Origin of the sequence: Klebsiella pneumoniae, from assembly GCF_000742135.1 — a bacterium.
Classification (GTDB): Bacteria; Pseudomonadota; Gammaproteobacteria; order Enterobacterales; family Enterobacteriaceae; genus Klebsiella; species Klebsiella pneumoniae.
Window position 1 is genome coordinate 1,263,805 of record NZ_KN046818.1, and the last position, 13,992, is coordinate 1,277,796.

Below are 13,992 nucleotides of genomic sequence, written 5' to 3' on the forward strand. Positions count from 1 at the left end.
ACCCCTTTAAACGCTTTTCGACAACATTTTTCTGTGGGTATGGATCGACATTACGATACCAAACCCGGCCATCAGTACGATCAGGGCGGAGCCCCCGTAGCTCACCAGCGGCAACGGTACGCCCACCACCGGTAAAATACCACTCACCATACCAATATTTACGAAGACATAAACGAATAAAATCAACATTAAACCACCGGCCATGACCCGGCCAAAGGTGGTTTGCGCCTGGGCGGCGATCCACAGTCCGCGCATAATCAGCAGAATATAAAGCGCTAGCAGGATCAGTACGCCAATCAGGCCCAGCTCTTCGGCGAGGACGGCGAAGATAAAGTCGGTGTGGCGTTCCGGCAGAAACTCCAGCTGCGACTGGGTGCCGTGCAGCCAGCCTTTGCCGCGCAGACCGCCGGAGCCAATGGCAATTTTAGACTGAATAATGTGATAGCCGGCGCCCAGCGGGTCGGTTTCCGGATCGAGGAGCATCATCACGCGCTGACGCTGATAGTCGTGCATCAGGAAGAACCACAGGATCGGAATAAAGGCGGCGACCAGCACCACGGCGATACCAATCAGGCGCCAGCTGAGGCCGGAGAGGAACAGCACAAACAGCCCGGATAGGGCGATCAGGATCGAGGTCCCGAGGTCAGGCTGCGCCGCCACCAGCAGCGTTGGCAGGAAGATTAGCACCAGGGCAATGCCGGTGTTCTTCAGCGACGGTGGACAGACATCGCGGTTAATAAACCGCGCCACCATCAGCGGCACGGCTATTTTGGCGATCTCCGACGGCTGAAAGCGCACAATACCGAGATCCAGCCAGCGCTGCGCCCCTTTGGAGATGGCGCCGAAGGCGTCAACGGCTACCAGCAGGATGATACAGAAAATATAGAGGTAGGGCGCCCAGCCTTCATAGACCCGCGGCGGGATCTGCGCCATGACGATCATGATCACCACGCCCATGGCGATCTGGCCGATTTTACGCTCCATCATGCCGACGTCCTGACCGCTGGCGCTCCAGATAACCAGCGCGCTGTAGGTCAGCAGCGCCAGCAGGATAAGCAGCATGGTGGGGTCAAGATGGATTTTATCCCATAGCGATTTTTTGTTCGGATTATCCGTCATTATTGATCCTCCCCTGCGGTTACCGCCGGGTTTTCGCTTGGCAGCGTAGTGTTGTTATCGCCCAGCATGATGTGATCGAGGATCTGGCGCATAATGGTACCGACCGCCGGGCCGGCGCCGCCGTTTTCCAGAATCATCGCCACGGCAACCTGCGGGTTGTTATAAGGCGCAAACGCCGTCATCAGTTTATGGTCGCGCAAGCGCTCGGAGATCCGGTGCGCGTTATAGGTTTCGTTGGCCTTCAGGCCGAACACCTGAGCGGTACCTGACTTGGCCGCGATTTTATACGGCGCGCTGGCGAAGTATTTGTGCGCGGTGCCGTTGCCGCGGTTGGCCACGCCGTACATGCCGTCTTTGGCGATTTCCCAATAGCCGGAATGGATATCGCCTACCGGCGGCTCATGGGGCTGGACCCAGGGTACGGGCTTGCCGTCTTCCACGGTGCTCTGCAGCAGATGAGGCACCTTCACCACGCCGTCGTTAATCAGGATCATCAGCGCTTTGTTCATCTGGATCGGCGTGGCGGTCCAGTAACCCTGGCCGATGCCCACCGGAATGGTGTCCCCCTGGTACCAGGGTTTCTTAAAGCGCTTGAGCTTCCATTCGCGGGTCGGCATGTTGCCAGAGCGCTCCTCGGAGAGGTCGATACCGGTGTAGTGGCCGTAGCCAAACTTGCTCATCCACTCTGAGAGACGGTCGATGCCCATGTCATAGGCGACCTGGTAGAAATAGGTATCTGCAGACTCCTCGAGCGCTTTGGTGACGTTCAGATGGCCGTGGCCCCACTTTTTCCAGTCACGATAGCGTTTCTCTGAGCCGGGCAACTGCCACCAGCCGGGGTCGAAGAGGCTGGTGTTGCGAGTGATCACCCCGGCGCTCAGCGCCGAGACGGCGACGTACGGTTTGACCGTCGACGCCGGCGGATAGACCCCCTGCGTCGCTCGGTTGACCAGCGGTGTGTTCGGGTCGTTGAGCAGCGCGGAGTAATCTTTGCTGGAGATGCCGTCGACGAACAGGTTCGGGTCATAGCTCGGGGTTGAAACCAGCGCCAGAATAGCGCCGGTACGCGGGTCGGTCACCACCACGGCGGCGCGGCTGCCGGCCAGCAGCGTTTCAATATACTGCTGCAGCTTGAGGTCGAGGGTGAGGTAGATGTCGCGTCCGGCCTGCGGAGGCACCTCTTTCAGCTGACGAATGACGCGGCCGCGGTTGTTCACTTCAACCTCTTCGTAGCCGGTCTGACCGTGCAGAACGTCCTCGTAATAACGCTCTATACCCAGCTTCCCAATGTCGTGCGTCGAGGCGTAGTTGGCCAGCTTGCCCTCTTTATCCAGGCGGTCGACGTCTTTATCGTTAATTTTTGAGACATAGCCAATGACGTGAGTCAGCGCCGAATTATAGGGGTAATAACGACGCTTGTAGCCTTTGACTTCCACGCCGGGAAAGCGGTACTGGTTGACGGCAAAGCGGGCCACCTGCACTTCGCTGAGGTTGACCTTTACCGGAATCGAGGTAAAACGATGGGAGCGGGCGCGCTCCTTTTTGAAACCGGCGATGTCATCGTCGGTTAAATCGACGACGTCGCGTAGCGCATCCAGCGTCTGCTGTACGTTATCGACTTTCTCCGGCATCATCTCCAGCTGGTAAATGGTGCGGTTAAGCGCCAGCGGGGTGCCGTTGCGATCGTAAATAATGCCGCGGCTCGGCGGGATCGGCACCAGCTTGATGCGGTTTTCGTTCGAGCGCGTCTGATAGTCGTCGAAGCGAACGATTTGCACATTGTACAGGTTGGCGATCAGAACGCCGGTAAGCAGCAAAATCCCCAAAAAAGCGACCAGCGCCCGGCGCACGAACAGCGAGGATTCAGCCGTATAGTCGCGGAAAGAATTCTGTAATTTCATTCGCTGCTTAGTCTACCCTGATCATCATTACTCACGGTGGTACGGGTGGTTGGTGGTGATGCTCCACGCCCGGTACAGACTCTCGGCCACCAGTACGCGCACCAGCGGGTGAGGTAAGGTGAGGGTGGAGAGCGACCAACTCTGTTCCGCCGCTGCTTTACAGGCGGGAGAGAGACCTTCCGGGCCGCCTACCAGTAAACTGACGTCGCGCCCGTCCTGTTTCCAGCGTTCCAGTTCGCGCGCCAGCTGCGATGTATCCCATGGTTTACCCGGAATATCCAGGGTCACGATGCGGTTCTTACCGGCAGCGGCTAACATCATCTCGCCCTCTTTTTCGAGGATGCGTTTGATATCAGCGTTCTTACCGCGCTTACCGGCAGGGATCTCCACCAGCTCGAACGGTATATCTTTGGGAAAACGGCGCAGATACTCGCTAAAGCCGGTCTGTACCCAGTCCGGCATTTTGGTGCCAACGGCCACCAGCTGCAACTTCACGCATTAACTCCAGAGTTTTTCCAGCTCGTACAGACGACGGCTCTCTTCCTGCATGACGTGGACCATCACGTCGCCGAGGTCGACGACGATCCAGTCGGCGGCGGCTTCCCCTTCAACGCCCAGCGGCAGCATGCCGGCGGCGCGGGACTCCTGAACCACGTGGTCGGCGATAGACATCACATGACGCGTGGAGGTGCCGGTGCAGATAATCATGCAATCGGTGATGCTGGATTTGCCATGTACATCAATGGCAACGATGTCCTGACCTTTCAGGTCATCAATTTTGTCGATAACAAAATCCTGGAGTGCTTTACCCTGCAAGTGTTCCCCCTGGGTGCATGAAGATTGATAATCATAAAGAGCCTGACAGTATACCTGAACTGATGAAAAAGTCGGGTGAAATGTCTGTCGGCAGGCGTTCGTGGCGGGCTATCATCCCATCCCTCGCCGCGGATTGCATCGCCATTTTTGTAAAACAATTTCTGCAAACCGGCTTTGGCGGATGCTGCCTGGCAGCGGAGAATAACAGCCTGCTCTGGCCTGTCAATGGTCTGGCGGGAATTCTTCTTGCGGCTGCCAGACGGCCTGGCTATTTAATACCCGCAGGGTGGTGAAATCGTCGCGGATTTCGAGGAGGCTCCAGGCGCCATGGGCAATGGGAAAGTGCCACATCGCCGCCGCAGGCATCTGCAGCAGCAGGGCGGTCAGCAGGCTCAGGACGCCCTGATGGCCGACGATCAGCAGGTGGTCAAGATGGCGGCAGTCGGTCAGCGTTGGGATAAACTCGCTGACGCGGTGGGCAAAATTCTGAAAGCTTTCGCCGTTGGTGGGGGCCGCATGCTGCCAGTCGGCACACCAGGCGGCATAGTTTTCCGCATCTTCTCGCTGGAGGTCGCGATGATGACGCATCTCCCAGTCGCCGAAAAACATCTCATTGAGCGCGGGATGGCGCTTACGCGGAATAGCGCGGTCGCCAAGCAGCAGATCGGCCGTTGTCCCGGTCCGCGCCAGCTCGCTACAGAATACTTTATCGAAAGGCGCCAGGCGCAGCCGTTCGCCGAGCGCGCGCGCCTGAGCGACGCCGCGCGGCGTCAGGGGCGTTGGGGCATGGCCGCTGTATAACCCGGCAACGTTGGCTTCGGTTTCGCCATGGCGAACTAACCACAATTTCATGAACAGGCTCTGACAGGCGATGAAGAGATGGCGTTACGATAGCGCTTTTTTCGCGCCAGGCCCAGCCTGGGGTCAGCAATAGAGTCCCTGCTCGCGGATGTAATCCAGCACGGCGGCAGGCAGCATCTCGGCGCAGGACTCGCCGCGCTCAAGGCGCTGGCGGATGATCGTCGCGGAAATATCGAACCACGGCGTCTCAGCCAGGTAGATCACGCCGGAAGGGCGGTTATGCAGAGACTCCACGTCGTGGGTTAAATGGCGATCCAGCCAGCGCTGATCCGCTTCCTGCGCCATGGTCAGCGGGTAACCCGGGCGGCGGCAAACAATCAGGTGGACATTGTCGAGAATGGTTTCATAGTTGTGCCAGGTGGGAAAGGTCAGTAGCGAATCCTGGCCAATGATAAACGCCAGCGGTTTGCGCGGCCCCTGCTCCTGGCGCCACTCCTGCAGCGTTTGCGCCGTCCAGGAGGGGGTATCGCGCCGCAGTTCGCGTTCATCGAGCGTGAACAGCGGTTTATCGGCAATCGCCAGCTTCAGCATGTGCACGCGCTGGGCGCTGGTGGCTTCCGGCTGCGGCCGGTGCGGCGGGACGTTGTTAGGCATGATGATGACCTTGCTCAGGCCAATCTGATTCGCCAGGATCTCAACCGGCTTGAGGTGACCGTAATGCACCGGATCGAAGGTGCCGCCATAGATTGCCTGTAACTGAGTCATATCAACCATCAATAAAAACGTCCGCCAGGGCTTTGTGGCAGAGCAACAACGAAAGACTTTCCAGTTCGGGCCAGACGTCGTGCCCGTAATCCTGTTTAAAGGTGAGCTCCGCGCGGGTCAGAAGGGTCACCGCCTGGCGCAGCTGTTCCCCGCTCAGGCGCGTGAGGGCGTCGCTGAGCAGCTGACGGCGGTTTTGCCAGACCCGATGTTTATCAAACAGCGAGCGCAGCGGCGTGTGCGTCGCCTGGCGCTTGAGGGTAACCAGCAGCAGCAGCTCCCGCTGCAGAGTACGCAGCAGGATCGCCGGCTCGCAGCCTTCAAGGCGTAACTGCTGCAGGACGTGCAGCACGCGCTTACTTTTGCCTGCCAGTAGGGCATCGACCCAATGGTAAGGCGTAAAGTGCGCGGCATCGTTTACCGCTTGCTCAACGCGGGGCAGGGTTAGCTTACCGTCCGGCCAGAGCAGCGCCAGACGCTCCAGCGCCTGCGCCAGCGCCAGCAGATTGCCTTCGTAACAGTAGCACAGCAGCTGACTGGCCGCGTCGTCGAGCTGCAGCTGATGCTGTTTGGCACGGGCGGCCAGCCAGCGCGGCAGCTGCGCGTATTCCGGCGTCTGGCAACTGACCTGGACTGCGCGCTGAGCCAGGGCGGTGAGCCATGCGGCATTCTCCTGGGCTTTGGTCAGCTTATTTCCGCGAACTATCAGCAGCAGGTCGTCGTGCAGCAGGCCAACCAGCGTGGCGAGCTGTTCATTGATCGCCGCGTTGGGGCCGTTTTCCGGTAGGATCAACAGCAGGGTTTGCCGGCTGGCAAACAGGCTCATCGCCTGGCTTAAGGCGAAAATCGCCTGCCAGTCGGTGCTGTTGTCGATTGAAAAAGTATGGTGCTCGGTAAAGCCCTGCGCGGCAGCAGCTTCGCGAATGGCGTCCTGGCTTTCCTGCAACAGCAGGGGATCGTTGCCAAGCAGCAGATAGGCCGCGCGCAGCCCTTCAGTGAGCTGCGCGCGGAGCTGTTCCGGGTACAACCGAATCATCATTGACCCAGCGTGGTGGAGACGCGGTTACCCGAGGAAGCCGGCGCCGCGCTGCTGGCGACCGGTTTCTCTTCCTGCTGGGTTGCTTCAACATCCGCTACCTGAACGCTTGGCAGCTTACGAATCAGCTGTTCCGCCGCTTTGTCGTACATTTCCTGGATAATCATATCCTGCTCGGCGTCTTTCGCTAATGCCGCCTGCGGGTTATCAAAGAACGACCGATAGACCTTGGTGGTAATCGGATAGATATCGTGACCCGGGATCAGGACGCTGGCATGAACGGTCATGACCATCTGATACTCCGCCGTACGACCATCCTGGAACACCGATGCGGTATCTTTCTGAATCGACGAGCCATCGAGGCGCAGAGAAGGGACATCTTTACGCAGCGTGCTGGCGTCGATCAGTTCCACGCCGTTAAGACGCAGCTGATTACGTACCGCGCGGCTTAACGGGCCGTTCGGATCGCTCGACTGGAAAATCATGGTTTTCATGGTGGCGGGCACCTTGGTAGTGCTACGCAAATGCCAGCCACAGCCGGCGGTGACGAGCACCGCCAGAGATAACAACATTGTTACCAGATATCGCACGCTTCCTCCCGCGCTTAGCCAACGACCAGATTGAGCAGTTTACCCGGAACGTAAATCACTTTACGCACGGTTTTACCGTCGAGATATTTCGCCACCAGATGTTCCTGGCCGGCGCGCTCGCGAACCTGCTCTTCAGTTGCATCTACCGCAACGGTAATTTTACCACGAACTTTGCCATTGACCTGGACGACGACGAGGGTGCTGTCTTCCACCATCGCGCTCTCATCCGCTACCGGCCACGGCGCGTTGTCGATATCGCCTTCGCCGTTCAGCTCACGCCACAGGGTGAAGCTGGCGTGCGGAGTGAACGGGTTGAGCATACGCACCACCGCCAGCAGAGCTTCCTGCATCAGCGCACGATCCTGCTCATCTTCCTGCGGCGCTTTCGCCAGCTTGTTCATCAGCTCCATGATTGCCGCGATGGCGGTGTTGAAGGTCTGACGACGGCCGATGTCATCGGTCACTTTGGCGATGGTTTTGTGGATATCGCGACGCAGCGCTTTCTGATCTTCGCTCAGAGCCGCCACGTTCAGTGCCGCAACCTCTCCTTTAGTGGTGTGCTCGTAGACCAGTTTCCAGACGCGTTTCAGGAAGCGGTTCGCCCCTTCAACGCCAGATTCCTGCCACTCGAGGGTCATATCCGCCGGGGACGCAAACATCATGAACAGACGCACGGTATCCGCGCCGTAGCGCTCAACCATCACCTGCGGGTCGATGCCGTTGTTTTTCGACTTGGACATCTTACTCATGCCGGTGTACACCAGCTCGTGGCCCGCCGCGTCTTTGGCCTTCACGATGCGGCCTTTTTCGTCGCGCTCAACGATGGCGTCAACCGGGGAAACCCAGTTACGTTCGCCGTTTTCGCCCACATAGTAGAACGCGTCAGCCAGCACCATGCCCTGGCACAGCAGCTGTTTCGCCGGCTCATCGGAGTTCACCATGCCCGCGTCGCGCATCAGCTTATGGAAGAAGCGGAAGTAGAGCAGGTGCATGATGGCGTGTTCGATACCGCCGATGTAGATATCTACCGGCAGCCAGTAGTTGGCCGCTTTCGAATCCAGCATTCCTTCCTGATACTGCGGGCAGGTGTAGCGCGCATAGTACCAGGAGGATTCCATAAAGGTATCAAAGGTGTCGGTTTCGCGCAGCGCCGGCTGGCCGTTGACGGTGGTCTTGGCCCATTCAGGATCGGCTTTGATCGGGCTGGTGATGCCGTCCATGACCACGTCTTCCGGCAGGATCACCGGCAGCTGATCTTCCGGGGTCGGCAGCACGGTGCCATCTTCCAGGGTCACCATCGGGATCGGCGCGCCCCAGTAGCGCTGACGGGATACGCCCCAGTCGCGCAGACGGTAGTTAACTTTACGCTCGCCCACGCCCATGGCAGCCAGTTTGTCGGCAATGGCGTTGAAGCCCGCTTCATAATCAAGACCGCTGAACTCGCCGGAGTTAAACAGGACGCCTTTCTCGGTCAGCGCCTGCTCGGAGAGATCCGGCTCGGAGCCGTCGGCAGCGAGGATAACCGGCTTAATGTTCAGACCGTACTTGCTGGCGAACTCGTAGTCGCGCTGGTCGTGACCCGGAACGGCCATTACCGCGCCGGTGCCGTATTCCATCAGCACAAAGTTTGCCGCCCAGACCGGAATTTCTTCACCGGTCAGCGGATGAATGGCTTTAAAGCCGGTATCGACGCCTTTTTTCTCCATCGTCGCCATGTCGGCTTCGGCCACTTTGGTATTGCGGCACTCGTCGATAAAGGTGGCCAGCGCCGGATTGTTCGCCGCAGCCTGCTGCGCCAGCGGGTGACCCGCCGCGACGGCCAGGTAGGTACAACCCATAAAGGTGTCCGGACGGGTGGTGTAGACAGTCAGTTTGTCAGCGTAGTCGTTGACGTCAAAGGAGATTTCTACCCCTTCCGAACGGCCGATCCAGTTGCGCTGCATGGTCTTCACGGTGTCCGGCCAGTGGTCCAGCTTATCCAGATCGTTCAGCAGTTCATCGGCGTAGGCGGTGATTTTAATAAACCACTGCGGGATCTCTTTACGCTCGACCTTGGTATCGCAGCGCCAGCAGCAGCCGTCGATAACCTGTTCGTTGGCCAGCACGGTCTGGTCATTCGGGCACCAGTTCACTGCGGAGGTTTTTTTGTACACCAGGCCTTTTTTGTACAGCTCGGTGAAGAACTTCTGCTCCCAGCGGTAGTATTCCGGGGTGCAGGTCGCCAGCTCGCGGCTCCAGTCATAGCCGAAGCCCAGCATTTTTAGCTGGTTTTTCATGTAGGCGATGTTGTCGTAGGTCCACGGCGCTGGCGCGGTGTTGTTTTTCACCGCCGCCCCTTCTGCCGGCAGACCGAACGCATCCCAGCCGATCGGCTGCAGGACGTTTTTGCCCAGCATGCGCTGGTAGCGGGCAATCACGTCGCCGATGGTGTAGTTACGCACGTGACCCATGTGTAGTCGACCAGAAGGATAAGGAAGCATCGACAGGCAGTAATACTTCTCTTTGCTCTCGTCTTCAGTTACTTCAAATGTACGATTTTCGTCCCAGTGAAGCTGGACTTTCGATTCTATCTCTTCCGGGCGGTATTGCTCTTGCATGGCAGCCAGTGGTCCTGTTTTCAATACAGCTACAAAGTGTAGCCAATGGATGTGTTATTTCAGATCGGCATAGCATAGCCCAAACGCCCACGTCAAAACAGCTTTTCGCACATCAACATCGGCAAAAGCTGCGCAGATTATTTCGCGACTCTGTGGCTTGTCAGACACAGCGGGAGAGGAATAAGGTCTATTATCAGAAGACGTTAACCCCACCGGAGGCGAAATGATGAACAAGGTTGCTCAATATTACCGTGAACTGGTCTCCTCGCTCAGCGAACGGCTCCGCCATGGAGAGCGCGATATCGACGCGCTGGTGACGCAGGCGCGGGAAAAAATCGTCCGCGCCGGCGATCTGACGCAGAGCGAGATCGAGTCGGTGATTGCGGCGGTCAAGCGCGACCTAGAGGAGTTTGCCCGCAGCTACGAAGAGAGTCACGAAGACGAGAGCGACAGCGTGTTTATGCGGGTGATCAAAGAGAGCCTGTGGCAGGAGCTGGCTGATATCACCGACAAAACCCAGCTCGAGTGGCGGAAAGTCTTTCAGGATCTGAATCACCACGGCGTGTACCACAGCGGCGAAGTGGTCGGTCTGGGCAACCTGGTCTGCGAGAAGTGCCACTATCACCTGGCGGTATACACCCCGGACGTGCTGCCGCGCTGTCCAAAATGTGGCCACGATCAGTTCCAGCGTCGGCCCTTCGAGCCCTAAGCGTGCGAAAAACGATGCGCGAGGCTTCGCGCATCGTGGTTTGTCTTATTTCACCGTGTTGACTTCGGTGCTCTTGAAATACTGTTTTCCACCCATGTCGCTAACATATTTCTGCGATGAGTTCAGTACCAGCTTGTCAGCAGTTAACGTCCCGACTCCGCATTTCGCCAGGCCCAGTATGCCGCAACTTTTACCACCATTGACCACTTTGGTGGCGGTTAACGTCATGTTGCCGCCCGCGCTGAGGGTTGAATAATTGTAGATCGCGCCTTTATTTTTGGTATTTAAGATCAGGTCGCCGGTGCTGCTGATCTGCCCTTCGTTGGTGATATCTGAGTAGGTCGTGATTGAAATATTTTTGGCAGTAATATTGCCATAATTATTCACTACGCCGTGATCGGTGGTGATATCGGCGGCATTCATATAACCATTTTGGTTCAGCCAGTAGCTGTGGGCGGTAATGGCATTGGTTGCCTCAATACGACCACTGCTGCTTTGCGCCAGCGTGCCATTGGTCTGCAGATTGATATTTTCGCCGGTGATATTGCCGAGGTTATAGATCTCGCCCGTATTGGCGCTGCCGTCCTGTGTAAGCGACTGAATGGTGGTTTGGCCAGTAGAGTTAATATTGCCGGTGTTTTTAAAGCTGTCGCCGACAAACGTCAGGCTGGTGTGTTTGGCGCTGATTTTGCCTTCATTGAGGAAATCACCGATTGCCGTGGCGGCAATCTGGTTATTTGACAGCAGGGAGGCTTTTTCTTCGTTGCGGATTTTCCCGCCGCTGGTCAGGCTTAATCCACTGGTGCCGGTCATCGTGCCTGAGTCGCCGTTGGTGATGTTGCCGTTAGCGGTGGCAATCAGCTGGCCGCCGGAGAGAGAACCGATGTTAACGATATAATCGCCACTGGAGAGCATTAAATAATAGGCGCCGGCGATGCTACCGTCATTGGTGATGCCCGTGACGGTGGAAACCTGGCTCAGCAAACCTTTGCCCGTTATTGACCCTTTGTTCAGCAAATTACCGTTGCTGGTGAGCATCAGCGTGCCGTTGGAGATAATAGAACCCTTATTACGTACGCCAAAGCCGATATTATTGCCAACCATGCTGATGCTGTTGGCCTCAATGCCGCCAAGGCTGCTGACGTCGATGCTGTACTGCGGGTTAACCGTCATCTGGATCAGGGTGGCCTTTTTACCGGCGGAGGTCACCGAGCCAGAGCTGTTATCCATGGTGAAGTTGCCCGCGCTGACCAGGGCGTTGTTGGCCTGCACTTTACCGTTAATCTTAATCGCGTCGGCGAGCAGAACCGCGTAGCCGTTGGCGGCGTTCATGCCATTTTCGCCGATGGTGAGGGTGCCTCCCGTTACGGTATAGCTGCCGATGGCGCCATCGTCGGTCATATTAACCTTGCCGGTGGTCAGGATAGCCTTGTTGGTATTAACAAAGCTACAGCCGGAACAGGTGATGCCGTTCGGGTTGGCGATTACCACATCCGCTTTCTGACCGTTGACTTCGATAAAGCCCTTCAGGCTACTGGCGTTTTTGGAGGTCACCTCGTTCAAAATCACCGAAGCGCTGCCGGCGGTCAGATTATTGTTGCGGGCGATATTGCCAAATGTGCTGTGGCTGACATCATCGCCGCTGTTATTAAGGATGGTGCCATTGGTGCCGACGTTGAAGTCGCGGTACAGGTTATGGGAGACACCGGCGGCGTTCGGCTTTTCAATATCGATAACCGTGGCGCCGGAAGAGTGCGTATAGCTTGTGGGGTCGGCATAAACTACCGACGAGGTTAATACTGCCGCCAGTGCGACATAAGAAGCCTTAAACTTAAACATTTTCTTTATTCCTTTAAATAATGATTAATAAATAATGTAAATATGACGAGTCAATAATGTGCGAATTAATACCTCCACTGTAATGAAAAGCCCATATTCAGGGCGTCGCTATGAAACTTATCCGGTTTACTCAGCGGGGTACTAATAAACAGATCGTACTGCGTTGACCATAGCTGACCGCGCAGCCCGCTGACGGCGCCGGAGAGCACTTTGCCTTTTTGATATAGATCGGCGCCGATAAGACGGCCTATATCCGCGCCCAAATAGAATTGCCGCTCGTGGGTGGCCAGATCCCAGATAAAATCGTTGCGCCAGTACCATCCCTGATTGCCGGACAGGCTGTTTTCACCGTCAAAACCGCGCACGCTCCAGCGGCTGCCAATATTGAATTTATTATCGGAAGCGAGTTTGTCCGGGCTGAACTGGGCGCTGAGGCGGGGAGCCCAGGTAAATTTGTCGCCGGTGGCGTCAAATTTCATCATTGCCTGCAGATTACCATGCACAATCCGCGACAGCGGGCTATACAGCCCGGCCTGCTCTTCCGGCGTTGCTGTCGAGCTGAGCCACGGCAGGCTGCGCTGGATGCCGATGCTGGCATCAACAATCTTTTTGTTAAAGTAGTGCTGGTGGTTGAGGGTGAATTCCCATGAGGGGTTCTGCTTGCGCATCACCAGTAGCTCACTGCCGCCGAAGTAATAATGCGAGGTGCTCTTGGCGATCCGCAGGTCAGCGGTGGTTTTTTGCTGCCGGGTGTGGGAGAGCAGACGACTCAGCGTGGCGCTGTAGTAGCGATTTTTACTCTTATAATCCATCGTCGACCAGTTGCCGTTAAACTGCTGACGATACTGGCTGTATGCCCCGTAGGCGCTTAGTGTCCAGTAGCCAAAGGGAATGGAGTAATACAGGCTGCCGTTGTGGTTGCCGTCGTTATGCTGATTGAATTCAATATCGCCCCCGCCGGAAAGGTACAGGATATCGTTGAGGGTGGTCAGGTCATAGAGATAGAGGGCCCCCCCGGCCTGGTAGCGTCCGCTGGCTTTGCTGCCGGCGTCGTCAAGCCAGGCGCCAAGCTGCCATTTTTTCGCCAGGCTGCGGGCGATCTGGATATCGCTTTCTCCCTCGTGTTGGCCCGGCAGCAGTTTCATGTGCGCGGTGGCGCCGGGCAGACGCTGCAGGTTGGCCATCCCTTGCTCAAGGTCGCTTAAGCGCAGGATAGTACCGGAAGAGGTGGGTAGGGAATTCCACAGGCGGGTGGTGTCCGAGCCGTCGGCATAGTCGATAGCGCCCACTTTGCCATAGTGCAGCGTGAACCTGAGTATGCCGTGCTCCAGCGACTGGGAGGGCACATCAATCAGCGAGGTGATGTAGCCTTGCGCGATCAGCTCATTTTGCAAGGTATAGGCCAGCAGGCGAATGCCTTCGCTACCCAGACAGCGTCCCTGCGCCTGCCGTGCGGTTTTCGCCAGTAATTTCCGGGTGAGCGCCTGGTTATCGGAGTCGATATCGACCCGGTTGATCAATTTGCAATGCGTCTCCTCAGGAAAAGGGATTCCCTGCGGCGTCACGCGCTGTTGTGAAGACTGAAAATCCTGTTGCTGCGGCGCCAGCGCCTCCTGGCGGGCTTTATCCTGCTCCGTCTGGTGAGTAGAAGAGGCCAATGGCGCGGCCCCGGCGGCTGAGGTGCCCGCCAGCGTGATAAACAGCAGCCCGGTGAGCGTGCGAGATCGAATTAACATGAAGCAATATCCATTTGTTTCATTGGTTTGGTGGCGCATCCATTATTCTGCGAGCGGCAGAGAATATTGATGGCCTTTATTTCGGC

Annotated in this window: 12 protein-coding genes; 1 reads left to right on the forward strand and 11 read right to left on the reverse strand. The window is 57.2% G+C overall.

Going from position 1 to position 13,992, the window contains the following annotated elements:
- Positions 1–6: 6 nt before the first annotated feature.
- From mrdB to leuS, 9 genes are all read right to left on the reverse strand, one after another.
- Complete coding sequence (mrdB, locus tag DR88_RS19125; protein WP_002894613.1) at positions 7–1,119, reverse strand: peptidoglycan glycosyltransferase MrdB; 1,113 nt, start codon at positions 1,117–1,119, stop codon at positions 7–9.
- Positions 1,119–3,020, reverse strand: a complete 1,902-nt coding sequence (gene mrdA, locus DR88_RS19120; protein ID WP_002894617.1) for a peptidoglycan DD-transpeptidase MrdA — start codon at positions 3,018–3,020, stop codon at positions 1,119–1,121. Before mrdA ends, mrdB begins: the two co-directional genes overlap by 1 nt.
- Before the next feature lie 27 nt (positions 3,021–3,047).
- Complete coding sequence (gene rlmH / locus DR88_RS19115; RefSeq protein WP_025861873.1) at positions 3,048–3,515, reverse strand: 23S rRNA (pseudouridine(1915)-N(3))-methyltransferase RlmH; 468 nt, start codon at positions 3,513–3,515, stop codon at positions 3,048–3,050.
- A 3-nt stretch (positions 3,516–3,518) separates the two neighbouring features.
- Positions 3,519–3,836: a ribosome silencing factor gene (gene rsfS, locus DR88_RS19110; protein WP_002894623.1), complete on the reverse strand. Its 318-nt coding sequence runs from the start codon at positions 3,834–3,836 to the stop codon at positions 3,519–3,521.
- Between the two features lie 222 nt (positions 3,837–4,058).
- Positions 4,059–4,688, reverse strand: a complete 630-nt coding sequence (locus tag DR88_RS19105; RefSeq protein ID WP_025861874.1) for an adenosylcobalamin/alpha-ribazole phosphatase — start codon at positions 4,686–4,688, stop codon at positions 4,059–4,061.
- Between the two features lie 72 nt (positions 4,689–4,760).
- Positions 4,761–5,411 (reverse strand): nicotinate-nucleotide adenylyltransferase, encoded by a 651-nt coding sequence (gene nadD / locus DR88_RS19100; protein ID WP_004176879.1) that lies wholly within the window; start codon positions 5,409–5,411, stop codon positions 4,761–4,763.
- On the reverse strand, positions 5,404–6,435 hold the full coding sequence (holA, locus tag DR88_RS19095) for a DNA polymerase III subunit delta (protein ID WP_002894692.1): 1,032 nt from the start codon (positions 6,433–6,435) through the stop codon (positions 5,404–5,406). Before holA ends, nadD begins: the two co-directional genes overlap by 8 nt.
- Entirely contained in the window at positions 6,435–7,025 is a 591-nt protein-coding gene (lptE, locus tag DR88_RS19090) for an LPS assembly lipoprotein LptE (RefSeq protein WP_002894693.1), read from the reverse strand. Before lptE ends, holA begins: the two co-directional genes overlap by 1 nt.
- 14 nt (positions 7,026–7,039) lie before the next feature.
- Positions 7,040–9,622 carry a leucine--tRNA ligase gene (gene leuS / locus DR88_RS19085; RefSeq protein ID WP_004147581.1) on the reverse strand — a complete coding sequence of 861 codons (2,583 nt, stop codon included), beginning with the start codon at positions 9,620–9,622 and terminating at the stop codon, positions 7,040–7,042.
- 226 nt (positions 9,623–9,848) lie between these two features.
- Here leuS and DR88_RS19080 point away from each other — a divergent pair, with 226 nt between their 5' ends.
- On the forward strand, positions 9,849–10,331 hold the full coding sequence (locus tag DR88_RS19080) for a zinc ribbon-containing protein (RefSeq protein ID WP_032444012.1): 483 nt from the start codon (positions 9,849–9,851) through the stop codon (positions 10,329–10,331).
- Positions 10,332–10,376: 45 nt separating this feature from the next.
- On the opposite strand, the gene DR88_RS19075 is transcribed toward DR88_RS19080, so the two are convergent.
- Positions 10,377–12,170 (reverse strand): filamentous hemagglutinin N-terminal domain-containing protein, encoded by a 1,794-nt coding sequence (locus DR88_RS19075; RefSeq protein ID WP_004147584.1) that lies wholly within the window; start codon positions 12,168–12,170, stop codon positions 10,377–10,379.
- Positions 12,171–12,235: 65 nt separating this feature from the next.
- Entirely contained in the window at positions 12,236–13,906 is a 1,671-nt protein-coding gene (locus DR88_RS19070; protein WP_025861875.1) for a ShlB/FhaC/HecB family hemolysin secretion/activation protein, read from the reverse strand.
- Positions 13,907–13,992 lie beyond the last annotated feature (86 nt).

Excerpts from the sequence above, each read along its gene's own strand:
- mrdB (WP_002894613.1), bottom strand. The coding sequence starts at position 1,119 with ATGACGGATAATCCGAACAAAAAATCGCTATGGGATAAAATCCATCTT.
- mrdA (WP_002894617.1), bottom strand. The coding sequence starts at position 3,020 with ATGAAATTACAGAATTCTTTCCGCGACTATACGGCTGAATCCTCGCTG.
- DR88_RS19105 (WP_025861874.1), bottom strand. The coding sequence starts at position 4,688 with ATGAAATTGTGGTTAGTTCGCCATGGCGAAACCGAAGCCAACGTTGCC.
- nadD (WP_004176879.1), bottom strand. The coding sequence starts at position 5,411 with ATGGTTGATATGACTCAGTTACAGGCAATCTATGGCGGCACCTTCGAT.
- holA (WP_002894692.1), bottom strand. The coding sequence starts at position 6,435 with ATGATTCGGTTGTACCCGGAACAGCTCCGCGCGCAGCTCACTGAAGGG.
- leuS (WP_004147581.1), bottom strand. The coding sequence starts at position 9,622 with ATGCAAGAGCAATACCGCCCGGAAGAGATAGAATCGAAAGTCCAGCTT.
- DR88_RS19080 (WP_032444012.1), top strand. The coding sequence starts at position 9,849 with ATGAACAAGGTTGCTCAATATTACCGTGAACTGGTCTCCTCGCTCAGC.
- DR88_RS19075 (WP_004147584.1), bottom strand. The coding sequence starts at position 12,170 with ATGTTTAAGTTTAAGGCTTCTTATGTCGCACTGGCGGCAGTATTAACC.
- DR88_RS19070 (WP_025861875.1), bottom strand. The coding sequence starts at position 13,906 with ATGTTAATTCGATCTCGCACGCTCACCGGGCTGCTGTTTATCACGCTG.